The following is a 19,336-nucleotide window of genomic DNA, read 5'->3' as shown; positions in this document are numbered from 1 at the left end:
AGCACAAACCCGGCCCGGAGTGCGATCAGCGGCTGTTCGTTACCAGCGAGACCATCATGTCGATATGCTCAGGCGAGTCGTTAAGCGCCGGAATGTACTCGTACTTTTCGCCGCCAGCCTCAAGGAAAAATTCCCGGTTTTGCACCGCGATCTCCTCCAGCGTTTCCAGACAGTCGGCCGAGAAGCCCGGCGACATCACCTGAATGTGCTTCACGCCCTTCTCACCCAGCATTTTGAGGGTTTCATCGGTATAAGGCGTCAGCCACGGCTCGCGGCCGAAACGCGACTGGAAGGTCATCATCACCTTCTCCGGCGGCAGGCCAAGGGCGGAGACCAGCTCGCGCGTGGTATCGCGGCAGCGCTGCGGATAATCATCCCCTTCATTGGCGAAACGCTGCGGGATCCCGTGATAGGAAAGGAGCAGCAGATCCGGCTCGCCGTGCTTTTCAAACGACGCGCGCGCGCTGTTGGCAAGCGCCTTGATGTAGAGATCGTTATCCGCATAGTCGCGAATAAAGGTCACGCCCGGAATGCGGCGGCGGGTCGCCAGAATGCGGGCCAGCTCGTCCCAGACGGCGGCCACCGTCGAGCAGGAGTATTGCGGGTAGAGCGCCAGCACGACGATATGGTCCACGCCCTGCGCCAGCAGTGATTCCACCGCGCTTTGCAGGGACGGTTTTCCGTAGCTCATGCCGAGCGCGACGGGCATATCCGGCAGGCGGGCGGCCAGCGCTTTTTCCTGGCGACGGCTGTAAACCATCAGCGGCGAGCCCTCTTCCATCCAGACGGACTGATAGAGTTTGGCGACGCGCGGAGAACGAATCGGCAGAATGACGCCACGCAGCAGCGGCCACCACAGCAGTCTCGGGAAATCCACGACGCGCGTGTCGCTTAAAAATTGTCGCAGGTAGCGTTTTACCGCGTCTGATGTAGGTGCTTCTGGAGTGCCCAGATTGGCAAGCAGGATGCCGGTTTTCGCCTGACTCATTCACGCCTCTTAACCATTTGATAGGTTGTCAATTGTAGCGGAAATGCGTTTAAACGAAACCCATTGCTGTAATAGGTAAGATGAGAATATTTCTCACCCGGGAGCCCGGGTGAGAGGCGCGCGATTAGCCGAGGATTTTTTCCAGCTCTGCACGTACGTCAGCCACGGCTTTGGTGCCGTCAACTTTGGCGTATTTGGTGTTACCCGCCTGCGCTTCTTTGGTGTAGTAGCCGATCAGCGGCGCGGTCATCTGATGGTATTCCACCAGGCGTTTACGCACGGTCTCTTCCTGATCGTCTTTACGGGTGGTCAGCTCTTCGCCGGTCACATCGTCTTTGCCTTCAACCTTAGGTGGGTTGAATTTGATGTGGTAAACGCGGCCAGAAGCAGCGTGTACGCGACGGCCAACGATACGGTCAACGATCAGCTCGTCCGGTACGTCGAACTCCAGAACGTAGTCCACGTTGATGCCCGCTTCTTTCATGGCGTCAGCCTGAGGAATGGTGCGTGGGAAGCCGTCCAGCAGGAAACCGTTACGGCAGTCTTCCTGAGCAATGCGCTCTTTGACCAGAGCAATCACCAGCTCGTCGGTCACCAGCTTGCCTGCGTCCATGATGTCTTTCGCTTGTTTACCCAGCTCGGAGCCAGATTTTACAGCGGCGCGCAGCATGTCACCGGTGGAGATTTGCGGAATACCGTATTTCTCCATGATGAACTGAGCCTGAGTTCCTTTACCCGCGCCCGGAGCGCCAAGCAGAATAATACGCATTGCGAAAATCCCCTCAAAAGTCGTTTCAATTTTTCAAAAGCGCTAAACAATACCACCAGAACGGACATCGCTCAAGGAAGGCGGGAAGGCTGAAACGGTTAACGGAGGGAGATTATTTGGGTTAGTGCGGTCTGGAGCCCTCACCCCGGCCCTCTCCCACGGGAGAGGGAGAAGACCAGGGGAGGCGTGGTCAATTACGCCAGCAGCAGCGCATTCACACGTTTAATGAAGAGGTTAGGATCTTCCAGCGTGCCGCGCTCGGCCAGCAGGGACTGATCCAGCAGCAGCTCAACCCACTCGGCAAAGCGGGCGTCGTCCTGGGTATCCGCCGCGCGTTTCACCAGAGGATGATCCGGATTAAGCTCAAAGATATATTTCACTTCCGGTACCGCCTGGCCCGCCGCAGCGAACAGCTTCGCCATCTGGGTGCTCATTTCGTCCGCATCGGTGGTGACAATGGCCGGAGTGTCGGTCAGACGGTGCGTGAAGCGCACCTCTTTCACGCGCTCGCCCAGCAGGGTTTTCACGCGCTCAACGAACGGCTCCAGCGCCTTCTCGGCTTCTTTCGCGCTTTCGTCCACTTCATCCGCCAGCTTGTCGATGGACTCGTCGGCTTTGGCTACGGACTGGAACGCCTTACCGTCGAACTCGGTCAGGTAGTTCATCATCCACTCGTCGATGCGGTCAGAGAGCAGCAGCACTTCGATGCCTTTCTTACGCAGCAGCTCCAGGTGCGGGCTGCTCTTCGCCGCCGCGTAGCTGTCGGCGGTGATGTAGTAGATCTTTTCCTGCCCTTCTTTCATGCGGGAGATGTACTCTTCCAGCGACACGGTCTGCGCGGAGGAGTCGGTATGCGTAGAGGCGAAGCGCAGCAGTTTGGCGATCGTTTCAACGTTCGCGGTGTCTTCTGCCGGGCCTTCTTTCAGCACCAGGCCGAACTGTTTCCAGAAGGTCTGATATTTTTCCGCATCGTCTTTCGCCAGTTTTTCCAGCATCTGCAGCGCACGTTTGGTCAGGGCGTTGCGCAGGTTACGGGTGACGGTGCTGTCCTGCAGAATTTCACGGGAGACGTTCAGCGGCAGATCGTTGGAATCTATCAGACCGCGCACGAAGCGCAGGTAGTTCGGCATGAACTGCTCGGCGTCGTCCATGATGAATACGCGCTGCACGTACAGCTTCAGGCCGTGCTTGTGATCGCGGTTCCACATGTCCCACGGCGCCTGTGCCGGAATGTACAGCAGGCTGGTGTACTCCTGCTTACCTTCCACGCGGTTGTGGCTCCATGTCAGCGGGTCGGTAAAGTCGTGGGCGATGTGCTTGTAGAACTCGTTGTATTCGTCGTCTTTAATTTCAGACTTATTGCGCGTCCACAGCGCCTGCGCCTTGTTGATCTTCTCCCAGGAGACCACGGTTTCACCGTCTTTCTCTTCCTGTTTTTCAATCTCTACCGGCAGGGCGATGTGATCGGAATATTTGCTGATGATGGAGCGCACGCGCCAGTCGTTCAGGAAATCGTCTTCCCCTTCGCGCAGGTGCAGGGTGATTTCGGTCCCGCGATCCGCCTTGGTGATGTCATCAACGGTGTACTCGCCTTCCCCTTTGGATTCCCACAGCACGCCGTTCTCGGCGCTGTCGCCTGCCGCACGGGTGCGCACGGTGACTTTGTCGGCCACGATAAACGCCGAGTAGAAGCCCACGCCGAACTGGCCGATGAGCTGGCTGTCTTTCGCCTGGTCAGAGCCCATGGACTCGAGGAACGCTTTGGTGCCGGATTTGGCGATGGTGCCGAGGTGGTCGATCACCTCGTCGCGGTTCATCCCGATGCCGTTATCGGCGATGGTCAGGGTGCGGTTCTCTTTATTGAACGAGACGCGCACGCGCAGCTCGCCGTCGCCTTCGTACAGGTCCGGGTTAGACAGCGCGCGGAAGCGCAGCTTGTCCGCCGCGTCCGAGGCGTTGGAAATCAGCTCACGCAGGAAAATTTCTTTGTTGGAATACAGGGAATGGATCATCAGGTGCAGAAGCTGTTTTACTTCTGACTGGAAACCACGGGTTTCTTGTCCTTTCATCTATGTCGACCTCAACAATGCCATTTAATGGGGTTTTAAAACGTTGAGTGAGAGATGGGGATAAGGGGGGGAATTTTCAAGCGGAGGCCGCGCGCGCAGCCTCCGTTTGGTCAGAAAATAATCTTGTGACGCCCGGCCAGAGAGTGCGACAGCGTGGTGCCGTCGACCATTTCCAGCTCGCCGCCCACCGGCACGCCGTGGGCAATGCGGCTGGCGTCAACGCCGTACTGCGAGCACAGTTCAGCGATGTAGTTGGCGGTTGCCTCCCCTTCCACCGTTGGGTTGGTGGCGAGGATCACCTCTTTGATGGTTTCGGACTCAAGACGCTGTTCAAGGCGGTCAAGACCGATATCATCCGGGCCAATACCGTCCAGCGGGGAAAGATGCCCCATCAGCACGAAGTAGCGGCCGGAAAACTGCCCGGTTTGTTCGATGGCGTAGATGTCCGCCGGACTCTCCACCACGCAAATCTGACCGTTTTCCTGACGACGCGGGTTCGTACAGATGTTACACACCTCCTGCTCGGTAAAAGTGCGGCAATCCGCACAGTGACCAATTTCTGACATGGCGCGGGTTAAAGCCTGCGCCAGGCGCATCCCGCCGCTGCGGTCGCGCTGCAATAGCGTAAACGCCATGCGCTGCGCCGACTTCGGGCCAACGCCCGGCAGGCAGCGCAGTGCTTCCATTAACTGCGTGAGCAGCGGACTGGTTTGCATCAGAATGGCATCTTGAAGCCAGGCGGCAGCTGCATACCGCTGGAAACAGAGGCCATTTTCTCTTTCTGAGTTTCGTCGATACGGCGAGCGGCATCGTTAAACGCGGCTGCAACCAGATCTTCCAGCATCTCTTTGTCGTCTTCGAGCAGGCTCGGGTCGATTTCCACGCGACGGCAGTTGTGCGCACCGTTGATGGTCACTTTGACCAGCCCGGCACCGGACTCACCCGTGACTTCCAGCTGAGCGATCTCTTCCTGCATCTTCTGCATTTTTTCCTGCATCTGCTGAGCCTGCTTCATCAGGCCACCCAGACCGCCTTTTCCACCAAACATAGGCTTCTCTCTTTTTCACGTTTAAGGATTACAACCGTAAGTCAGACTCACGATCAAATGGGGCGAATACTCTCTTCATCCAGATCGGCGTCGAAGAACCGGCGCAGGGTCTGAATGTTGTTATCCGCAATAATCGCCTCGCGCGCCTGCGCGAGCTTTTCTTCATAAATGGCCTGGCGCCACTCGAGCGGCGTTTTCACTGCCGGATTATCATCTTCAATGATAGTCAATTCAACCGGTGCGCCCTGTAATGCGGTGAGCGCCTCCGCCAGCGCCTTTTGCGCGCCAGGGGAATTGAGGTGCCGCTGACCCGGACGCAGGTGCAAACGCACCTGATTGCCGTCCTGCTCTTTCCAGGCATTCAGCGCGACCTGCTCGACCAGCTTCGGCAGCTGGAGTTTGCTGACCTCGGCGGCCCAGGCGTCGCGCGCAATGGACTCTTCGGCAAGCTTCGCGGAAAGCTCCGGCGTTTTCTCATGCTCCAGCGCCTTTTTCAGCGCTTTCGGCGTGGCGACCTCTTCCTTCACCGCTTCGGTGATGGTGGTTGCCTTCCAGCGGTAAGCCTCTTCTTTCACCGGGGCTTTCTGCTCGAGCGCGGACGGTGCAGGACGCGACTGTACGCGCTCCGTTACCGAGGCCAGACGTTCAAGCGCGGCGTTGTTCACCGGCCGCGCTCTTCCTGGCGCTGCCGGTTCACTCTTTTTTGGTTTGGTTACTCCCTGCGCACGCTGCAGCTGGCTGCGTGCGGCAAGCACCGAACTGGTGGCATCCGACAGCGGAACGTTCTGCTGTGGCGGCGGCGTCGGCTGCGGCGGCACCTGCTGCGGCGACATCACCGCCGTAGGGGCGACCGGCGCGAAAGACTGCCGCGGCGCTTCCGGCTCCGGCAATGGCATGCGCGGATGGAATGCCAGCGCGCGCAGCAGCGTCATTTCAACGCCCATCCGTGGATCCGGCGCGAACGGTAATTCTTTGCGGCCAATCAGCAGCGTCTGGTAATACAGCTGCACGTCGGCAGGCGGCACGGTGCGGGCAAGCTCACGCATCCGCTGTTCAATAGCGGCCATATCCGCACCGATGGCGGACGGAGAAAGCTGCAGCATCGCCACGCGGTGCAGCAGGCTGAGCATCTCAACCAGCAGTCCTTCCCATTCGATACCCCGGGCAGCGGCCGCGTTCACCTGCGACATCACGCGTTCGCCGTTGGCGGCGATCATCGCTTCGATAAGCGACAGCGCCTGATCGTCATCCAGCGTGCCGAGCATGGTGCTGACCGCCTCGGTGGAGAGCTTGCCGTCACCGCTGGCAATCGCCTGGTCGGTCAGGCTGAGCGCATCACGCAGGCTGCCGTCCGCCGCGCGGGCCAGCAGCTGCAGGGCGCGCGGTTCGTGGACAATTTTCTCTTCATCAAGAATGTGCTCAAGCTGCGCGCGGATCTGCTCAACGTCCAGCGCCTTAAGGTGGAACTGCAGGCAGCGCGACAGGATCGTGACCGGCAGCTTTTGCGGATCGGTGGTCGCCAGCAGGAACTTCACGTGCGCGGGCGGCTCTTCCAGCGTTTTCAGCAGGGCGTTGAAGCTGTGGCGTGACAGCATGTGCACTTCATCGATCAGGTAGACCTTGAAGCGGCCGCGCGCCGGGGCGTACTGTACGTTATCGAGCAGATCGCGGGTATCTTCCACTTTGGTGCGCGAGGCGGCGTCGATCTCGATCAGATCGACAAAACGCCCCTGCTCGATCTCCCGGCAGTTATCACACACGCCGCACGGCGTGGCGGTGATCCCGGTTTCGCAGTTGAGACCTTTTGCCAGCAAACGGGCAATAGAGGTCTTACCGACGCCGCGGGTGCCGGAAAAAAGATAGGCGTGATGGATGCGACCTAGCGACAAGCCGTTCGCCAGGGCCGTCAGCACATGTTCCTGACCGACAACGTCAGCAAAGGTTTGTGGTCGCCATTTACGGGCTAACACCTGATAACTCATGGGCAGGCTCTGCAACGCTGGAAGGTGAATTTATGGAGGGGAATGCTATCACAACCTCACCCATTGAGCGAGGTTGTGAAAACCGGGATTAATGACCCGGGAAAGGCACCAGGCTGTAGCTGGTGATGCCCTGTTTTTCCAGGCGCTGTTCACCGCCGAGATCGAACAGGTTGATGATGAATGCCGCGTCGGTCACTTCACCACCCAGACGACGGATCAGCTTCACGGTCGCTTCGATGGTACCACCGGTTGCCAGCAGATCGTCGACCACCAGCACCTTGTCGCCAGGCTTGATCGCATCAACGTGGATCTCCAGCTGATCGGTGCCGTACTCCAGTTCATAGCTCTCAGCAATGGTTTCACGCGGCAGTTTGCGCGGCTTACGCACCGGCACAAAACCCACGCCCATCGCCAGCGCAACCGGTGCGCCAAACAGGAAGCCACGGGCTTCGGTACCTACTACTTTGGTGATCCCGGCGTTTTTATAACGCTCGACCAGCAGTTCAATGCTGAGCGCGTACGCTTTCGGGTCTTCCAGCAAGCTGGTGACATCACGGAAAAGAATGCCAGGCTTTGGATAGTCCTGGATGCTTTTGATGCTGTTTTTCAGATATTCAAGCTGCTGTGCAGTTGCGGTCATCGGTTTTGCCTAAATGAAACAGTGTTACTCACAGCGCGCAACGAGTCGGCCAAGGCAACAATTGTTTAACCTTTGACCAGGCGCACCTGTGCTCGAAAACGGTCGAATTTACTGGCTGTGCGCAATAATTGCAACAGTCATGATAAGGCTTCAGTGCTTTTGTTGCTTTTCATCAACCACGGGGATCCGCCACATGAAGATAAGCAGGCAGGAGAGGATCGCCAGCAGAAGAATACGTACCCACATCATTTTCACCAGCCATAATGAAATAGCGAAGGTAATGAGGATCGCAGCGATCGCGCGCGGCTTCGCGCCGGGCGGCATGGCCCGGTGTTTTTGCCAGTGCCGCAGATAGCCGCCAAACCATGAGCGATAGAGCAGCCAGTGGTGAAAACGCGGCGACGAGCGGGCGAAGCACCAGGCCGCCAGCAGGATAAACGGCGTGGTCGGCAGCAAGGGTAAAAACACGCCCAGCGTGCCAAGCACTACCGCGAGCCAGCCAATGATGATTAAAATAGTACGCTTCATAATGCGAATCGTTATCAAACTGAACGGCTACTTTACCACTGGAGAGCGCCTTGAAAACAGCACTGCTTCTTGAGAGGCTGCAAAATCAGCTCATTGCTCTGCGGGAGCAGGCTACACCGCTGATGGGCCACGCCACGCTGAAACCGCGCTTTGACCGGCAGCTTTTTCGTACCCGCAGCACCGTCATTCAGGATTATCTGGCAGAAGCGCAGACCAACCTCGACGAGCTTCGCCATGCGGTTGAGAGTGAACAGCAGGAACAGGTGGCGTGGCTTGCGGAGCATCTCACAGAGCAGATCACCGCTCTGCATCGCGAAATCGCCGCCTGGCCGCTGCGCGCCTGGGACAGCGCCTCGCCGGGGCTCGGTAAATGGCAGCGCAAGCGGCTGGAGAATCAGGAGTTTGAGCGCCGGCTGTTTGAGATGAAGCGCGAGCGCGAGACGCGGCTGAACAACAGCGAAACGCTGGAAGAGCAGCAGCTATTGATGCGCGAGATTAGCGCGCTGGAAGGACGCATCGTCCGCTGCCGTCAGGCGCTGGATGAGATTGAGCGCGTCATTGAACGTTTGACCCGTTAACAGGAGCCACACCCATGTCGCTGGAAAATGCACCCGATGAGGTCAAGCTGGCCGTCGATTTGATTATGCTGCTGGAGAATCATGAGATCCCCGCCGAAACGGTGCTTAAGGCGCTGGAGATTGTACGGCGGGATTTTGAAGGTAAATTACCCTCACCCCGGCCCTCTCCCTGAGGGAGAGGGGGAAAATCGTTCCCTCGCCCCTGAGGGCAGAGGGAAAATAGATTATGCAGGCGTAGGATCGTCACCCTTAATGTCGCGCTTCACTTCCGTATGCTCATCACCCTTCTCGTTGCGCAGGTGAACCTCAAGCTGGTTGAAGGCGATATTAATATCGTTTTCACGACACAGACGATCGATAGAGCGGTTAAGTTCATCCACCGTATAGCTGCGGTCGCGCAGCTCGCGCACGTATAAACGCAGCTCGTGATCCAGCGTGCTCGGCCCAAAGGTGGTGAAGAAGACTGCCGGAGCCGGATCGTGCATCACTTTCGGATGTTCTGACGCCGCCTTCAGCAGCACCTCTTTCACCTTCTCCAGATCCGATCCATAGGCTACGCCCAGGCGGATCACCACGCGCGTCACCGTATCGGAGAGCGACCAGTTGATCAGGCGCTCGGTCACGAACGCTTTGTTCGGGATGATCACCTCTTTGCGATCGAAGTCGGTGATGGTGGTGGCACGGATACGGATCTTACTGACCGTACCGGAGAAGGTGCCGATGGTAACCGTATCGCCGATTCGTACCGGACGTTCGAACAGGATGATCAGGCCGGACACAAAGTTACCGAAGATCTCCTGCAGGCCAAAACCAAGACCGACCGAGAGGGCGGCCGCCAGCCACTGCAGTTTATCCCACGAGACGCCAAGCGAGCCAAAGACCGTCATCGCCCCGACAATAATGATCACGTAGTTGAGGATCGTAGTAATGGCGTAGGACGCCCCCTGGCGGAGATTCAGACGTGACAGGAGCAGCACTTCAAGCAGGCCTGGCAGGTTGCGAATCAGCGCCCAGGCAACCACCGACGACACCAGCGCAAACAGCAGGCTGCCCATGGTCACGCTTTTCATGACCGCAGCGCCCGCTTCGGTACCGTTGTATTGCCAGAGGGTAATACTGTCGAGATAGGCGAAAACGGTAATAAGATCGGACCAGATAGCCCAGAACATCACCGCAAACAGGGCGATCATCACCAGCATGGTGATGCGCAGCGTCTGCTGGTTAACCTGCTCCAGCGCGATGGTCGGCTCTTCCTGCGGCTCCGCGCCCTCGGCTCCTTCTTTCACCTGATGCTGACGACGCGCGATGGCACGGCGATAGGCAATGCGGCGAGCCGCCACGCTCAGGCCGCGCAGCACGGTCTGATAGAGCAGGTTCCAGACGATCACCAGATAGACCGTTTCAATCCAGCGCCCGGACAGGCGCAGCGTGGTATAGAAGTAGCCCGTTGCCGTCAGCACCATCAGCGCCAGCGGAATGATCGCCAGCACCGTCACGGTGGCCAGACGAATATTGTGGGACTCTTTATCACGCCAGCTATCGCGGCACATCGGCCACATCAGGATCGCAATCAGCAGCAGGTTCAGCAGGATGACCAGCTGGCCCAACACGTCATCCATCAGATGCAGCGGAGAAAGCTCAGAGACAACCGACCAGAAGTGCAGCGGCAGGAGCGCCAGGCTAATGCGCACAATCTGACGACGCCAGTGGCTGGTCAGCTGCGCTGGCATGTTGAAATGACGCACCGCCACGCCGTCTTTTTCCAGCACCTTCCAGCACACGCCAAACACCAGCCAGAACAGCGCCAGCTTTTTACTGAACGCCCACAGCAGATCGCTGACGTTGAGCTGCATGGTGAGCAGAATCAGGCCCACAGCCAGAATAATCAGGCACACCGGCAGGGCGCGGATGAGATCGATGAGAATCGCTTTTGGCGTATGGAGCTGGCTATCGTTGCGCAGCTGCCCCACTTCGGAGGCCAGCTTCGCCTGGTATTTTTTCAGCCAGCCCAGACGCCAGCGGATCAGACCGGCAATCAGCAGCAGCGGTAAACCGGCCAGGAAAGCAATCATGACCGCAGGCCAGGCTTTCTCCCAGTTTACGGTGATCTTCATGCTCTTAATCTGCGTTTTCAGCGTCTCCGGGAAGGATTTGACCCAGTCCCAGTCCATCGGCTTGTTGCTGTTTACCCAGAAAATCTGCTGGGTCAGGATCTCCTGCAGACTTTTCGAGACGCTCACCAGCTGCTGCTGGTTGATTTGCAGGTTAATGGCCATCATCAGCTGGTTGCCCAGCTGTTTGTTGAGCTGGTCCAGCAGCTCGCGACGCATATCGACGACCTGGAGCAGCGCGTCGTGCACTTCAGGGTTCACGTCGCTGGAATGCCCCTCTTCAATTTTGGCGACAAAGGCATCGCTCTGGAAAAGGGCATCGCGCTGCTGGTTGACGTCAAACTGTTCCAGACGTAAATCCGCAATGCGGTTGGTCATGTCTTCCAGCTCATCGGCGGAAGGGAGCGTCTGCTGCTGCTGGTAGAGAATACGCGACAGCAGGAGGCTGCCCTTCAGGACCGCAATCTGCTCTTTGATGTTGCGCTCAGCCTGCAGCGCGCGATCCAGCCAGTTCTTCACTTTGATATTTTGCTGAACCAGCGAGTTGCCGTTTTCCGTCGCCAGTATCAGGCGCTGGCTAAGCTGGTGGTTGGCCTCGAGCTCCTGTTTCACCAGAGGATTTGCCTGAATGCGGGCGGTTTCGTCAGGCGATACGGCCTCCTGGGCGGTTTTTTCCGTCAGGGTCAGGCGTTTGCTGTTTACCGCCTCCTGCAACAGCTGAAGCTGGTGTTCCAGGCGATTAATATTCGCGGTGACGTAATCACGCTGTTTCTGAAGCGTGTCCTGCAGCACCGTATTCCCTTCCAGGCTTTTACGCTGCTGTTCGATTTGCGCATTGAGCAAGGTCTGCTGAACCAGCAGCAGCGTTTGCTGCGTCGGGCGCAGCGTACCCTCGCCTACCGTCGTGCCGTTCAGACGGTTGCGGATCTGCTGCAGCTGCTGAGACGCGGCGTACATCGCGTTTTGCACGCGCTCGGGCTGGGTCTGCAAAGAAACAAGCTGGCTGTTATACGTTGCAAGATCCGACTGCGCGGTTTGCAGGTCGTCGAGCAGTTGTGCGACGCGGGACTCCAGCTGACGTAAGGAGAGCGTCGAGAGCGTCTTACGCGTCTCGTCGTCGTTATCCACATCGCTGAGAGCATTCAGCGCGTCGGTGGCCTTACGCATATTTTCAGGGGCCTGCGCCACCTTCTGGCGAAGCTGGACGGTTTCCGCTTTGATGCGTTCAATTTTATCCAGCGTTTCCAGCGTTTCCGTCAGATCCTGCTGGACGAGTTTCTCCTGAGGGGAGAGATCTTTTTGTTTGTTCAGCGTGTCGAGCTGCGACTGAACATCGCCGCGCGAGGGAATATCGTTGCTGTTATCGGCGCGGGCCCAGGTCAGCGGCGCCGTAGCGAAGAAAAACAGCATCGCAAAGAGCAATGCAAAAACAGGATGTTGCGAGCGATTGATGGGCAGCATAGTTGTGAATGATGTCAGAAGATGACCGAAAATAGTCCGGCGTGAAGAATATCACGCTCGCTGAAAGCAGAATAGCGCGAACATTATCCTCTGAGATAAATCCTGGAAAGGGATCAGGCCGTTAGCGAAGGCGCGTCGCTGCGCAGCGTGGGGCAGAGCTGTAGCATTTCCAGTAAAATCGCCACGTAGCTGCGGGCTTCCTCTTTGAGATCAAAGGATTGCGGCGCGAAAAGCCAGTTTTCCATCAGACCTGAAATGTAGCTGCGCATCAGGATTGCCGCCCGTCGGGTCAAGAGATTGGCCGGTAACAGTTTTGCCTGCATACAGAGGTTAAGATTCTGTTCAATACGATCATAGCTCTCCAGGCTAAGGCTGCGTTGCGCCTGCTGCACCACCGCCATCTCGCCCACAAACTCGCATTTATGAAAAATAATCTCCATCATTAATCTGCGACGTTCTTCAACTACCGTTGCTTCAAGGATATATACTAATATTTCTCTCAATACTGAGAGTGGATCGTCAGGGAATTTTGCCCGATACTCACTCTCGAGATCGCTAATGCTGGACTCTGAAAGCTCCCAGATTTCACTGAACAGATCTGACTTATCTTTAAAATGCCAGTAAATCGCTCCTCGCGTCACACCGGCAGCCTGAGCAATCTGCGCCAGCGAGGTGGATGAAACACCCTGCTGCGAGAACAAACGTATTGCCACATCCAGAATGTGTTGTCGGGTTTCCAGCGCTTGTTGTTTAGTTTTTCGTGCCATAGGTGGGTGAATTTACAGGAGTCAGATTTACATACATTTGTGAATGTATGTACCATAGCATGACGATAATATAAACGCAGCAATGGGTTTTTAGACTCAGGACCCTTGATCAATTTGAAATCGGACACTCGAGGTTTACATATGAACAAAAACAGAGGGTTAACGCCTCTGGCGGTCGTTCTGATGCTCTCAGGCAGCTTAGCGCTAACAGGATGTGACGACAAACCAGCTCAACAAGGAGCTCAGCAGGCGCCAGAAGTAGGCGTCGTGACGCTCAAATCTGAACCTCTACAAATCACCACCGAATTACCAGGCCGTACCAATGCTTACCGCATTGCGGAAGTGCGTCCTCAGGTTAGCGGCATTATCCTGAAGCGTAACTTCACCGAAGGCGGTGATGTGAAGGCCGGTGAGTCTCTGTATCAGATTGATCCAGCAACCTATCAGGCCTCTTATGAAAGTGCGAAAGGCGACCTGGCGAAAGCACAGGCAGCGGCCAAAATTGCTCAGCTGACGTTGAACCGTTACCAAAAACTGCTCGGTACGAAGTACATCAGCCAACAGGATTACGATACTGCCCTGGCGGATGCACAGCAGGCTAACGCGGCCGTGGTGGCAGCCAAAGCGGCCGTCGAAACCGCGCGCATTAACCTGGCCTATACCAAAGTGACCTCCCCTATTAGTGGTCGTATTGGTAAATCTTCCGTCACGGAAGGGGCACTGGTGCAAAACGGGCAAACTACTGCGCTGGCGACCGTGCAGCAGCTCGATCCGATCTACGTTGACGTGACGCAGTCCAGCAACGATTTCCTGCGCCTGAAACAGGAGCTGGCTAACGGCACCCTGAAACAGGAAAACGGCAAAGCCAAAGTGGAGCTGATTACCAACGACGGTATCAAGTTCCCGCAGGAAGGTACCCTGGAATTCTCTGACGTGACGGTCGACCAGACTACCGGTTCCATCACCTTACGTGCGATTTTCCCGAACCCTGACAAAAATCTGCTGCCAGGTATGTTCGTTCGCGCGCGTCTGGAAGAAGGAACGAATCCAACCGCACTTCTGGTTCCACAGCAGGGTGTCACCCGTACGCCACGCGGCGATGCGAGCGCGCTGGTTGTTGGGGCTGACGACAAAGTCGAAACGCGCAATATCACCGCCACCCAGGCGATTGGCGATAAATGGCTGGTGACGGAAGGTCTGAAAGATGGCGATCGCGTGATTGTTACTGGTTTGCAAAAAGTTCGTCCTGGCGCGCAGGTTAAAGCACAGGAAGTGAAATCTGACGATAAACAACAAGCTTCGGCCGCTGGCCAGTCAGAACAAACCAAGTCTTAACTTAAACAGGAGCCGTTAAGACATGCCTAATTTCTTTATCGATCGCCCCATATTTGCGTGGGTGATCGCCATTATCATCATGCTGGCCGGGGGACTTGCGATCCTGAAGCTGCCTGTCGCGCAATATCCAACGATTGCGCCACCGGCGGTGACAATTTCCGCAACCTACCCGGGGGCTGATGCGAAAACGGTGCAGGACACCGTTACCCAGGTTATCGAACAGAACATGAACGGTATCGATAACCTGATGTACATGTCCTCAAACAGTGACTCCACCGGTACGGTTCAGATCACCCTGACCTTCCAGTCAGGTACGGATGCTGACATTGCGCAGGTTCAGGTGCAGAACAAACTGCAGCTGGCAATGCCTTTGCTGCCGCAGGAAGTACAACAGCAGGGTGTGAGCGTCGAGAAATCGTCCAGTAGCTTCCTGATGGTTGTCGGCGTTATCAACACCAACGGCACCATGACGCAGGAAGATATTTCTGACTACGTGGGCGCCAACATGAAGGACGCTATTAGCCGTACTTCCGGTGTGGGTGACGTGCAGCTGTTCGGTTCCCAGTACGCGATGCGTATCTGGATGGATCCGAACAAGCTGAACAACTTCCAGCTTACACCGGTTGACGTGATCAGTGCGATTAAAGCGCAGAACGCCCAGGTGGCGGCCGGTCAGTTAGGCGGTACACCGCCGGTGAAAGGCCAGCAGCTTAACGCCTCGATCATCGCGCAGACCCGTCTGACCTCAGCCGATGAGTTCAGCAAAATTCTGCTGAAAGTGAATCAGGACGGTTCGCAGGTTCGCCTGCGTGACGTGGCAAAAGTTGAGCTGGGCGGTGAGAACTACGACATCATCGCGAAGTACAACGGCAAGCCGGCTTCCGGTCTGGGTATCAAACTGGCGACAGGCGCTAACGCCCTGGACACCGCCACGGCGATCCGCGCAGAGCTGAAGAGAATGGAACCGTTCTTCCCGTCAGGTCTGAAAATCGTTTACCCGTACGACACCACGCCGTTCGTCAAAATCTCGATTCATGAAGTGGTTAAGACGCTGATCGAAGCCATCATCCTGGTATTCCTGGTGATGTACCTGTTCCTGCAAAACTTCCGCGCGACGCTTATCCCAACGATTGCCGTGCCGGTTGTTCTGCTCGGGACCTTTGCGATCCTGTCGATATTTGGCTACTCGATAAACACCCTGACGATGTTCGGGATGGTGCTCGCCATCGGCCTGCTGGTGGATGACGCCATCGTCGTGGTCGAGAACGTCGAGCGTGTGATGGCGGAGGAAGGTCTGCCGCCGAAGGAAGCTACCCGTAAATCCATGGGTCAGATCCAGGGCGCGCTGGTCGGTATCGCGATGGTGCTGTCTGCGGTATTTATCCCGATGGCCTTCTTCGGAGGCTCTACCGGTGCGATTTACCGTCAGTTCTCCATTACCATCGTTTCCGCGATGGCCCTGTCGGTACTGGTGGCGTTGATCCTGACGCCAGCCCTGTGTGCCACCATGCTGAAGCCGATTCAGAAAGGCGGTCACGGCGAGCATAAAGGCTTCTTCGGCTGGTTTAACCGCATGTTTGACAAGAGCACGCACCACTACACCGACAGCGTGGGCAACATCCTGCGCAGCACCGGTCGTTACCTGCTGCTCTATATCATCATCGTGGTGGGCATGGCCTACCTGTTTGTTCGTCTGCCAAGCTCCTTCCTGCCGGACGAAGATCAGGGCGTGTTCCTGAGTATGGCTCAGCTTCCGGCGGGTGCGTCGCAAGAGCGTACCCAGAAAGTGCTGGATGAGATGACCGATTACTACCTCACCAAAGAGAAAGCCAACGTTGAATCCGTGTTTGCGGTTAACGGCTTTGGCTTTGCGGGTCGCGGTCAGAACACCGGTATTGCCTTCGTCTCTCTGAAGGACTGGTCTGAACGTCCGGGCAAAGAGAACAAGGTTGAAGCCATCACCGGCCGTGCAATGGGCACCTTCTCGCAGATTAAAGATGCGATGGTATTCGCCTTTAACCTGCCAGCGATTGTTGAACTGGGTACCGCAACCGGCTTCGACTTCCAGCTGATCGACCAGGGCGGTCTGGGTCACGAAAAACTGACGCAGGCGCGTAACCAGCTGTTTGGTGAAGTCGCTAAACACCCTGACCTGCTGGTCGGCGTGCGTCCAAACGGCCTGGAAGATACGCCACAGTACAAGATCGATATCGACCAGGAGAAAGCCCAGGCGCTGGGCGTATCCATCAGTGACATCAACACCACGCTGGGCGCAGCCTGGGGCGGTAGCTACGTTAACGACTTCATCGACCGCGGTCGTGTGAAGAAAGTGTACGTGATGTCCGAGGCGCAGTACCGTATGTTGCCGAACGATATCAACAGCTGGTTCGTGCGCGGCAGCAATGGTCAGATGGTACCATTCTCGGCGTTCTCAACCTCACGCTGGGAATACGGTTCACCGCGTCTGGAACGCTATAACGGTCTGCCATCAATGGAGATCCTGGGTCAGGCAGCGCCGGGCCGAAGCACCGGGGAAGCCATGAACCTCATGGAAGAACTGGCAAGCAAGCTGCCTGCGGGTATCGGCTACGACTGGACCGGTATGTCCTATCAGGAACGTCTGTCCGGTAACCAGGCCCCTGCCCTGTACGCCATTTCACTGATTGTGGTCTTCCTGTGTCTGGCGGCACTGTACGAGAGCTGGTCGATTCCGTTCTCCGTTATGCTGGTGGTTCCACTCGGGGTTATCGGTGCGCTGCTTGCAGCAACGTTCCGTGGACTGACCAACGACGTTTACTTCCAGGTAGGCCTGCTGACAACCATTGGCTTGTCGGCGAAGAACGCGATACTTATCGTTGAATTCGCCAAAGATCTGATGGAGAAAGAAGGCAAAGGCCTTATTGAGGCGACGCTTGAGGCGGTTCGTATGCGTCTGCGCCCAATCCTGATGACGTCGCTGGCGTTTATCCTCGGCGTACTGCCGCTGGTTATCAGCTCCGGTGCGGGTTCCGGCGCGCAGAATGCGGTAGGTACAGGCGTTATGGGTGGGATGATCACCGCGACCGTACTGGCTATCTTCTTCGTACCGGTGTTCTTCGTGGTGGTTCGCCGCCGCTTCAGCCGTAAAAATGAAGATATTGAGCACAGTCATTCGGTAGAACCTAACTGATACCGGTTCCACATGATAAAAAGGCCGCATTAGCGGCCTTTTTCATTTTCAGAAAAAATCATAAATTACGCTTATTGTGGCTCTATTTATTTTCTGCCATCTTAAATAGACATATCATAATTAACTGATACCTTAATCGGTGAATTCAGGATTTTTTTAATTTCATTTCCCCGCTTAAGGTATTAGGAATATTCCTAATAAGAAGTTCTTACAAAGATAAGTCTGAATCTGAACTTTTCTTATCATTTTTGCTAAGCTGATGAAACGTAAGGAAGCGATAAAACCCCGTCGTTAATTTGGATAAAAACGTTGAGTCCAGGGTGACCATTTGCGTACACGCTCCCAGCCTGCGGTTTTTATTTGTAATTTTTCGTAATAGCGCGGTGAAATCCAGGAAGGAGTGGCTTATAGTTAGGTTATCAGGAACACAGCACTCATGTAGCTAAGTCAGTTGTATCCATCCCGACAATGATGTTCGGTGAGTAAGAAATCACTCAGAAGGGGATGCGCTATGGACGAGTACTCGCCAAAAAGGCATGATATCGCGCAGTTGAAATTTCTCTGCGAATCCTTGTACCATGACTGCCTTGCCAATCTTGATGAAAGCAACCATGGCTGGGTAAACGACCCAACGTCTGCCATCAATTTACAGTTGAATGAGCTGATAGAGCATATCGCAACCTTCGCACTTAATTATAAAATTAAGTACAATGAAGATAATAAGCTCATTGAGCAAATTGATGAATACCTGGACGACACCTTTATGTTGTTCAGCAGTTACGGCATTAACGCTCAGGATTTGCAAAAATGGCGTAAATCGGGAAATCGGCTATTCCGCTGTTTCGTCAACGTGAGCAGAGCTAACCCGGTGAGTCTTTCCTGTTAAAATTATTACAATTACTAAGGTGAATTTATGTCTGATAAACCACTCACAAAAATCGATTATTTGATGCGCTTACGACGTTGTCAGTCAATTGACACGCTCGAGCGCGTCATTGAAAAGAATAAATACGAGCTTTCTGATAATGAACTGGCGGTATTTTATTCAGCCGCTGACCATCGTCTTGCTGAACTGACAATGAATAAGCTGTATGACAAAATCCCTACTTCTGTGTGGAAATTTGTCCGTTAATCTTTGAAGGGTGTCTGTAGAGTTCTACGCCTCGTTCTGAGTATTTACCTGTCCCGTTATGCTCCCTGTGCGTAAGCCAGGTCTCCGTATAAAACGTGTTCATCAGCAGCAATGTTGTGACGACAGTCACAACGGCTTTTCGGGAACGTTCCCCTTCTGGCCGGTTCCGATTACCCTGCGGTAATAACATCCAGAGAGGTTTCCAATGAGCTTAGAAAAACAGAAAATGATTGCCGGTGAACATTACCGCCCCGGCGATGAGACGTTACGGGCTGACCGACTGCGGGCCCGCCATCTGGTTTACCGCTATAACCACACCGCGCCTGATGAAAAAACAGAACGACAGAACACTCTGGCGGAACTTCTGGGACAAAGCGCAGGAGCTTATATTGAGCCTAGCTTCCGCTGCGACTACGGATATAACATTTATCTGGGCAAAAACTTTTATGCAAACTTCGACTGCGTGATGCTGGATGTCTGCCCTGTTCATATTGGCGATAACTGCATGCTCGCGCCGGGTGTTCATATTTATACGGCTACCCATCCCCTGGACGCGGAAGAACGAAACAGCGGCGTGGAATTTGGAAAACCTGTCAATATTGGCAATAACGTCTGGATTGGTGGCCGGGCGGTCATTAACCCTGGCGTCACCATTGGTGATAATGTGGTCGTGGCCTCCGGCGCCGTCGTGACGAAAGACGTCCCGGCTAACGTCGTCGTTGGCGGCAACCCGGCAAAAATCATCAAAACGCTGTGAGG

At 55.6% G+C, this 19,336-nt stretch carries 16 protein-coding genes, 1 pseudogene and 1 other annotated feature; of the genes and pseudogenes, 7 read left to right on the top strand and 10 right to left on the bottom strand.

Annotation, left to right across the window (positions count from 1 at the left end; translation table 11 throughout):
* Positions 1–25: 25 nt before the first annotated feature.
* The 8 genes from hemH to SPG90_RS00900 form a co-directional block, all read right to left on the bottom strand.
* Positions 26–988 carry a ferrochelatase gene (gene hemH / locus SPG90_RS00935; protein ID WP_023310610.1) on the bottom strand — a complete coding sequence of 321 codons (963 nt, stop codon included), beginning with the start codon at positions 986–988 and terminating at the stop codon, positions 26–28.
* Between the two features lie 124 nt (positions 989–1,112).
* On the bottom strand, positions 1,113–1,757 hold the full coding sequence (gene adk, locus SPG90_RS00930) for an adenylate kinase (protein ID WP_006809841.1): 645 nt from the start codon (positions 1,755–1,757) through the stop codon (positions 1,113–1,115).
* 194 nt (positions 1,758–1,951) lie between these two features.
* Positions 1,952–3,826: a molecular chaperone HtpG gene (gene htpG, locus SPG90_RS00925; protein WP_126302947.1), complete on the bottom strand. Its 1,875-nt coding sequence runs from the start codon at positions 3,824–3,826 to the stop codon at positions 1,952–1,954.
* A 110-nt stretch (positions 3,827–3,936) separates the two neighbouring features.
* On the bottom strand, positions 3,937–4,542 hold the full coding sequence (gene recR / locus SPG90_RS00920) for a recombination mediator RecR (protein ID WP_023310608.1): 606 nt from the start codon (positions 4,540–4,542) through the stop codon (positions 3,937–3,939).
* Positions 4,542–4,874, bottom strand: coding sequence for a YbaB/EbfC family nucleoid-associated protein (locus tag SPG90_RS00915; RefSeq protein WP_003858972.1), 333 nt, complete (start codon positions 4,872–4,874; stop codon positions 4,542–4,544). Before SPG90_RS00915 ends, recR begins: the two co-directional genes overlap by 1 nt.
* A 53-nt stretch (positions 4,875–4,927) precedes the next feature.
* Positions 4,928–6,856 carry a DNA polymerase III subunit gamma/tau gene (gene dnaX, locus SPG90_RS00910; RefSeq protein WP_047173826.1) on the bottom strand — a complete coding sequence of 643 codons (1,929 nt, stop codon included), beginning with the start codon at positions 6,854–6,856 and terminating at the stop codon, positions 4,928–4,930.
* Positions 5,534–5,598, bottom strand: a sequence feature (DnaX frameshifting element). Its footprint overlaps the gene before it by 65 nt.
* An 88-nt stretch (positions 6,857–6,944) precedes the next feature.
* Positions 6,945–7,496, bottom strand: a complete 552-nt coding sequence (apt, locus tag SPG90_RS00905) for an adenine phosphoribosyltransferase (protein ID WP_000127359.1) — start codon at positions 7,494–7,496, stop codon at positions 6,945–6,947.
* 150 nt (positions 7,497–7,646) lie between these two features.
* Positions 7,647–8,024 (bottom strand): DUF454 family protein, encoded by a 378-nt coding sequence (locus SPG90_RS00900; protein ID WP_163353520.1) that lies wholly within the window; start codon positions 8,022–8,024, stop codon positions 7,647–7,649.
* Between the two features lie 50 nt (positions 8,025–8,074).
* Between SPG90_RS00900 and priC the strand changes: the two genes are divergently transcribed.
* Complete coding sequence (gene priC / locus SPG90_RS00895; protein ID WP_163353519.1) at positions 8,075–8,602, top strand: primosomal replication protein N''; 528 nt, start codon at positions 8,075–8,077, stop codon at positions 8,600–8,602.
* Between the two features lie 14 nt (positions 8,603–8,616).
* A pseudogene (gene rsmS, locus SPG90_RS00890) lies at positions 8,617–8,785 on the top strand (pleiotropic regulatory protein RsmS); the annotation flags it as partial.
* Between the two features lie 41 nt (positions 8,786–8,826).
* On the opposite strand, the gene mscK reads toward rsmS, so the two are convergent.
* Together mscK and acrR are read right to left on the bottom strand one after the other, a co-directional pair.
* Complete coding sequence (gene mscK / locus SPG90_RS00885) at positions 8,827–12,174, bottom strand: mechanosensitive channel MscK (RefSeq protein ID WP_045400726.1); 3,348 nt, start codon at positions 12,172–12,174, stop codon at positions 8,827–8,829.
* A gap of 113 nt (positions 12,175–12,287) precedes the next feature.
* Positions 12,288–12,941, bottom strand: a complete 654-nt coding sequence (acrR, locus tag SPG90_RS00880; RefSeq protein ID WP_023310602.1) for a multidrug efflux transporter transcriptional repressor AcrR — start codon at positions 12,939–12,941, stop codon at positions 12,288–12,290.
* Between the two features lie 141 nt (positions 12,942–13,082).
* On the opposite strand from acrR, the gene acrA reads away from it, so the two are divergent.
* The 5 genes from acrA (at position 13,083) to maa (ending at position 19,334) form a co-directional block, all read left to right on the top strand.
* A complete protein-coding gene (gene acrA, locus SPG90_RS00875) occupies positions 13,083–14,276 on the top strand; it encodes a multidrug efflux RND transporter periplasmic adaptor subunit AcrA (protein WP_023310601.1) in 1,194 nt (397 codons plus the stop codon).
* 22 nt (positions 14,277–14,298) lie between these two features.
* Positions 14,299–17,445 carry a multidrug efflux RND transporter permease subunit AcrB gene (acrB, locus tag SPG90_RS00870; protein WP_126302948.1) on the top strand — a complete coding sequence of 1,049 codons (3,147 nt, stop codon included), beginning with the start codon at positions 14,299–14,301 and terminating at the stop codon, positions 17,443–17,445.
* Positions 17,446–17,956: 511 nt separating this feature from the next.
* Positions 17,957–18,331: an Hha toxicity modulator TomB gene (tomB, locus tag SPG90_RS00865; protein WP_008499288.1), complete on the top strand. Its 375-nt coding sequence runs from the start codon at positions 17,957–17,959 to the stop codon at positions 18,329–18,331.
* Positions 18,332–18,358: 27 nt separating this feature from the next.
* Entirely contained in the window at positions 18,359–18,577 is a 219-nt protein-coding gene (locus SPG90_RS00860; protein ID WP_008499287.1) for an HHA domain-containing protein, read from the top strand.
* 205 nt (positions 18,578–18,782) lie between these two features.
* On the top strand, positions 18,783–19,334 hold the full coding sequence (gene maa, locus SPG90_RS00855; RefSeq protein ID WP_126302949.1) for a maltose O-acetyltransferase: 552 nt from the start codon (positions 18,783–18,785) through the stop codon (positions 19,332–19,334).
* Positions 19,335–19,336: the final 2 nt, after the last annotated feature.

Source organism: Enterobacter sp. D2, from assembly GCF_034427575.1.
In the GTDB taxonomy this organism is placed as follows: Bacteria; Pseudomonadota; Gammaproteobacteria; order Enterobacterales; family Enterobacteriaceae; genus Enterobacter; species Enterobacter cloacae_M.
Note: the sequence above shows the minus strand (reverse complement) of the source record. Positions and strands in the feature narration are given on the sequence as shown.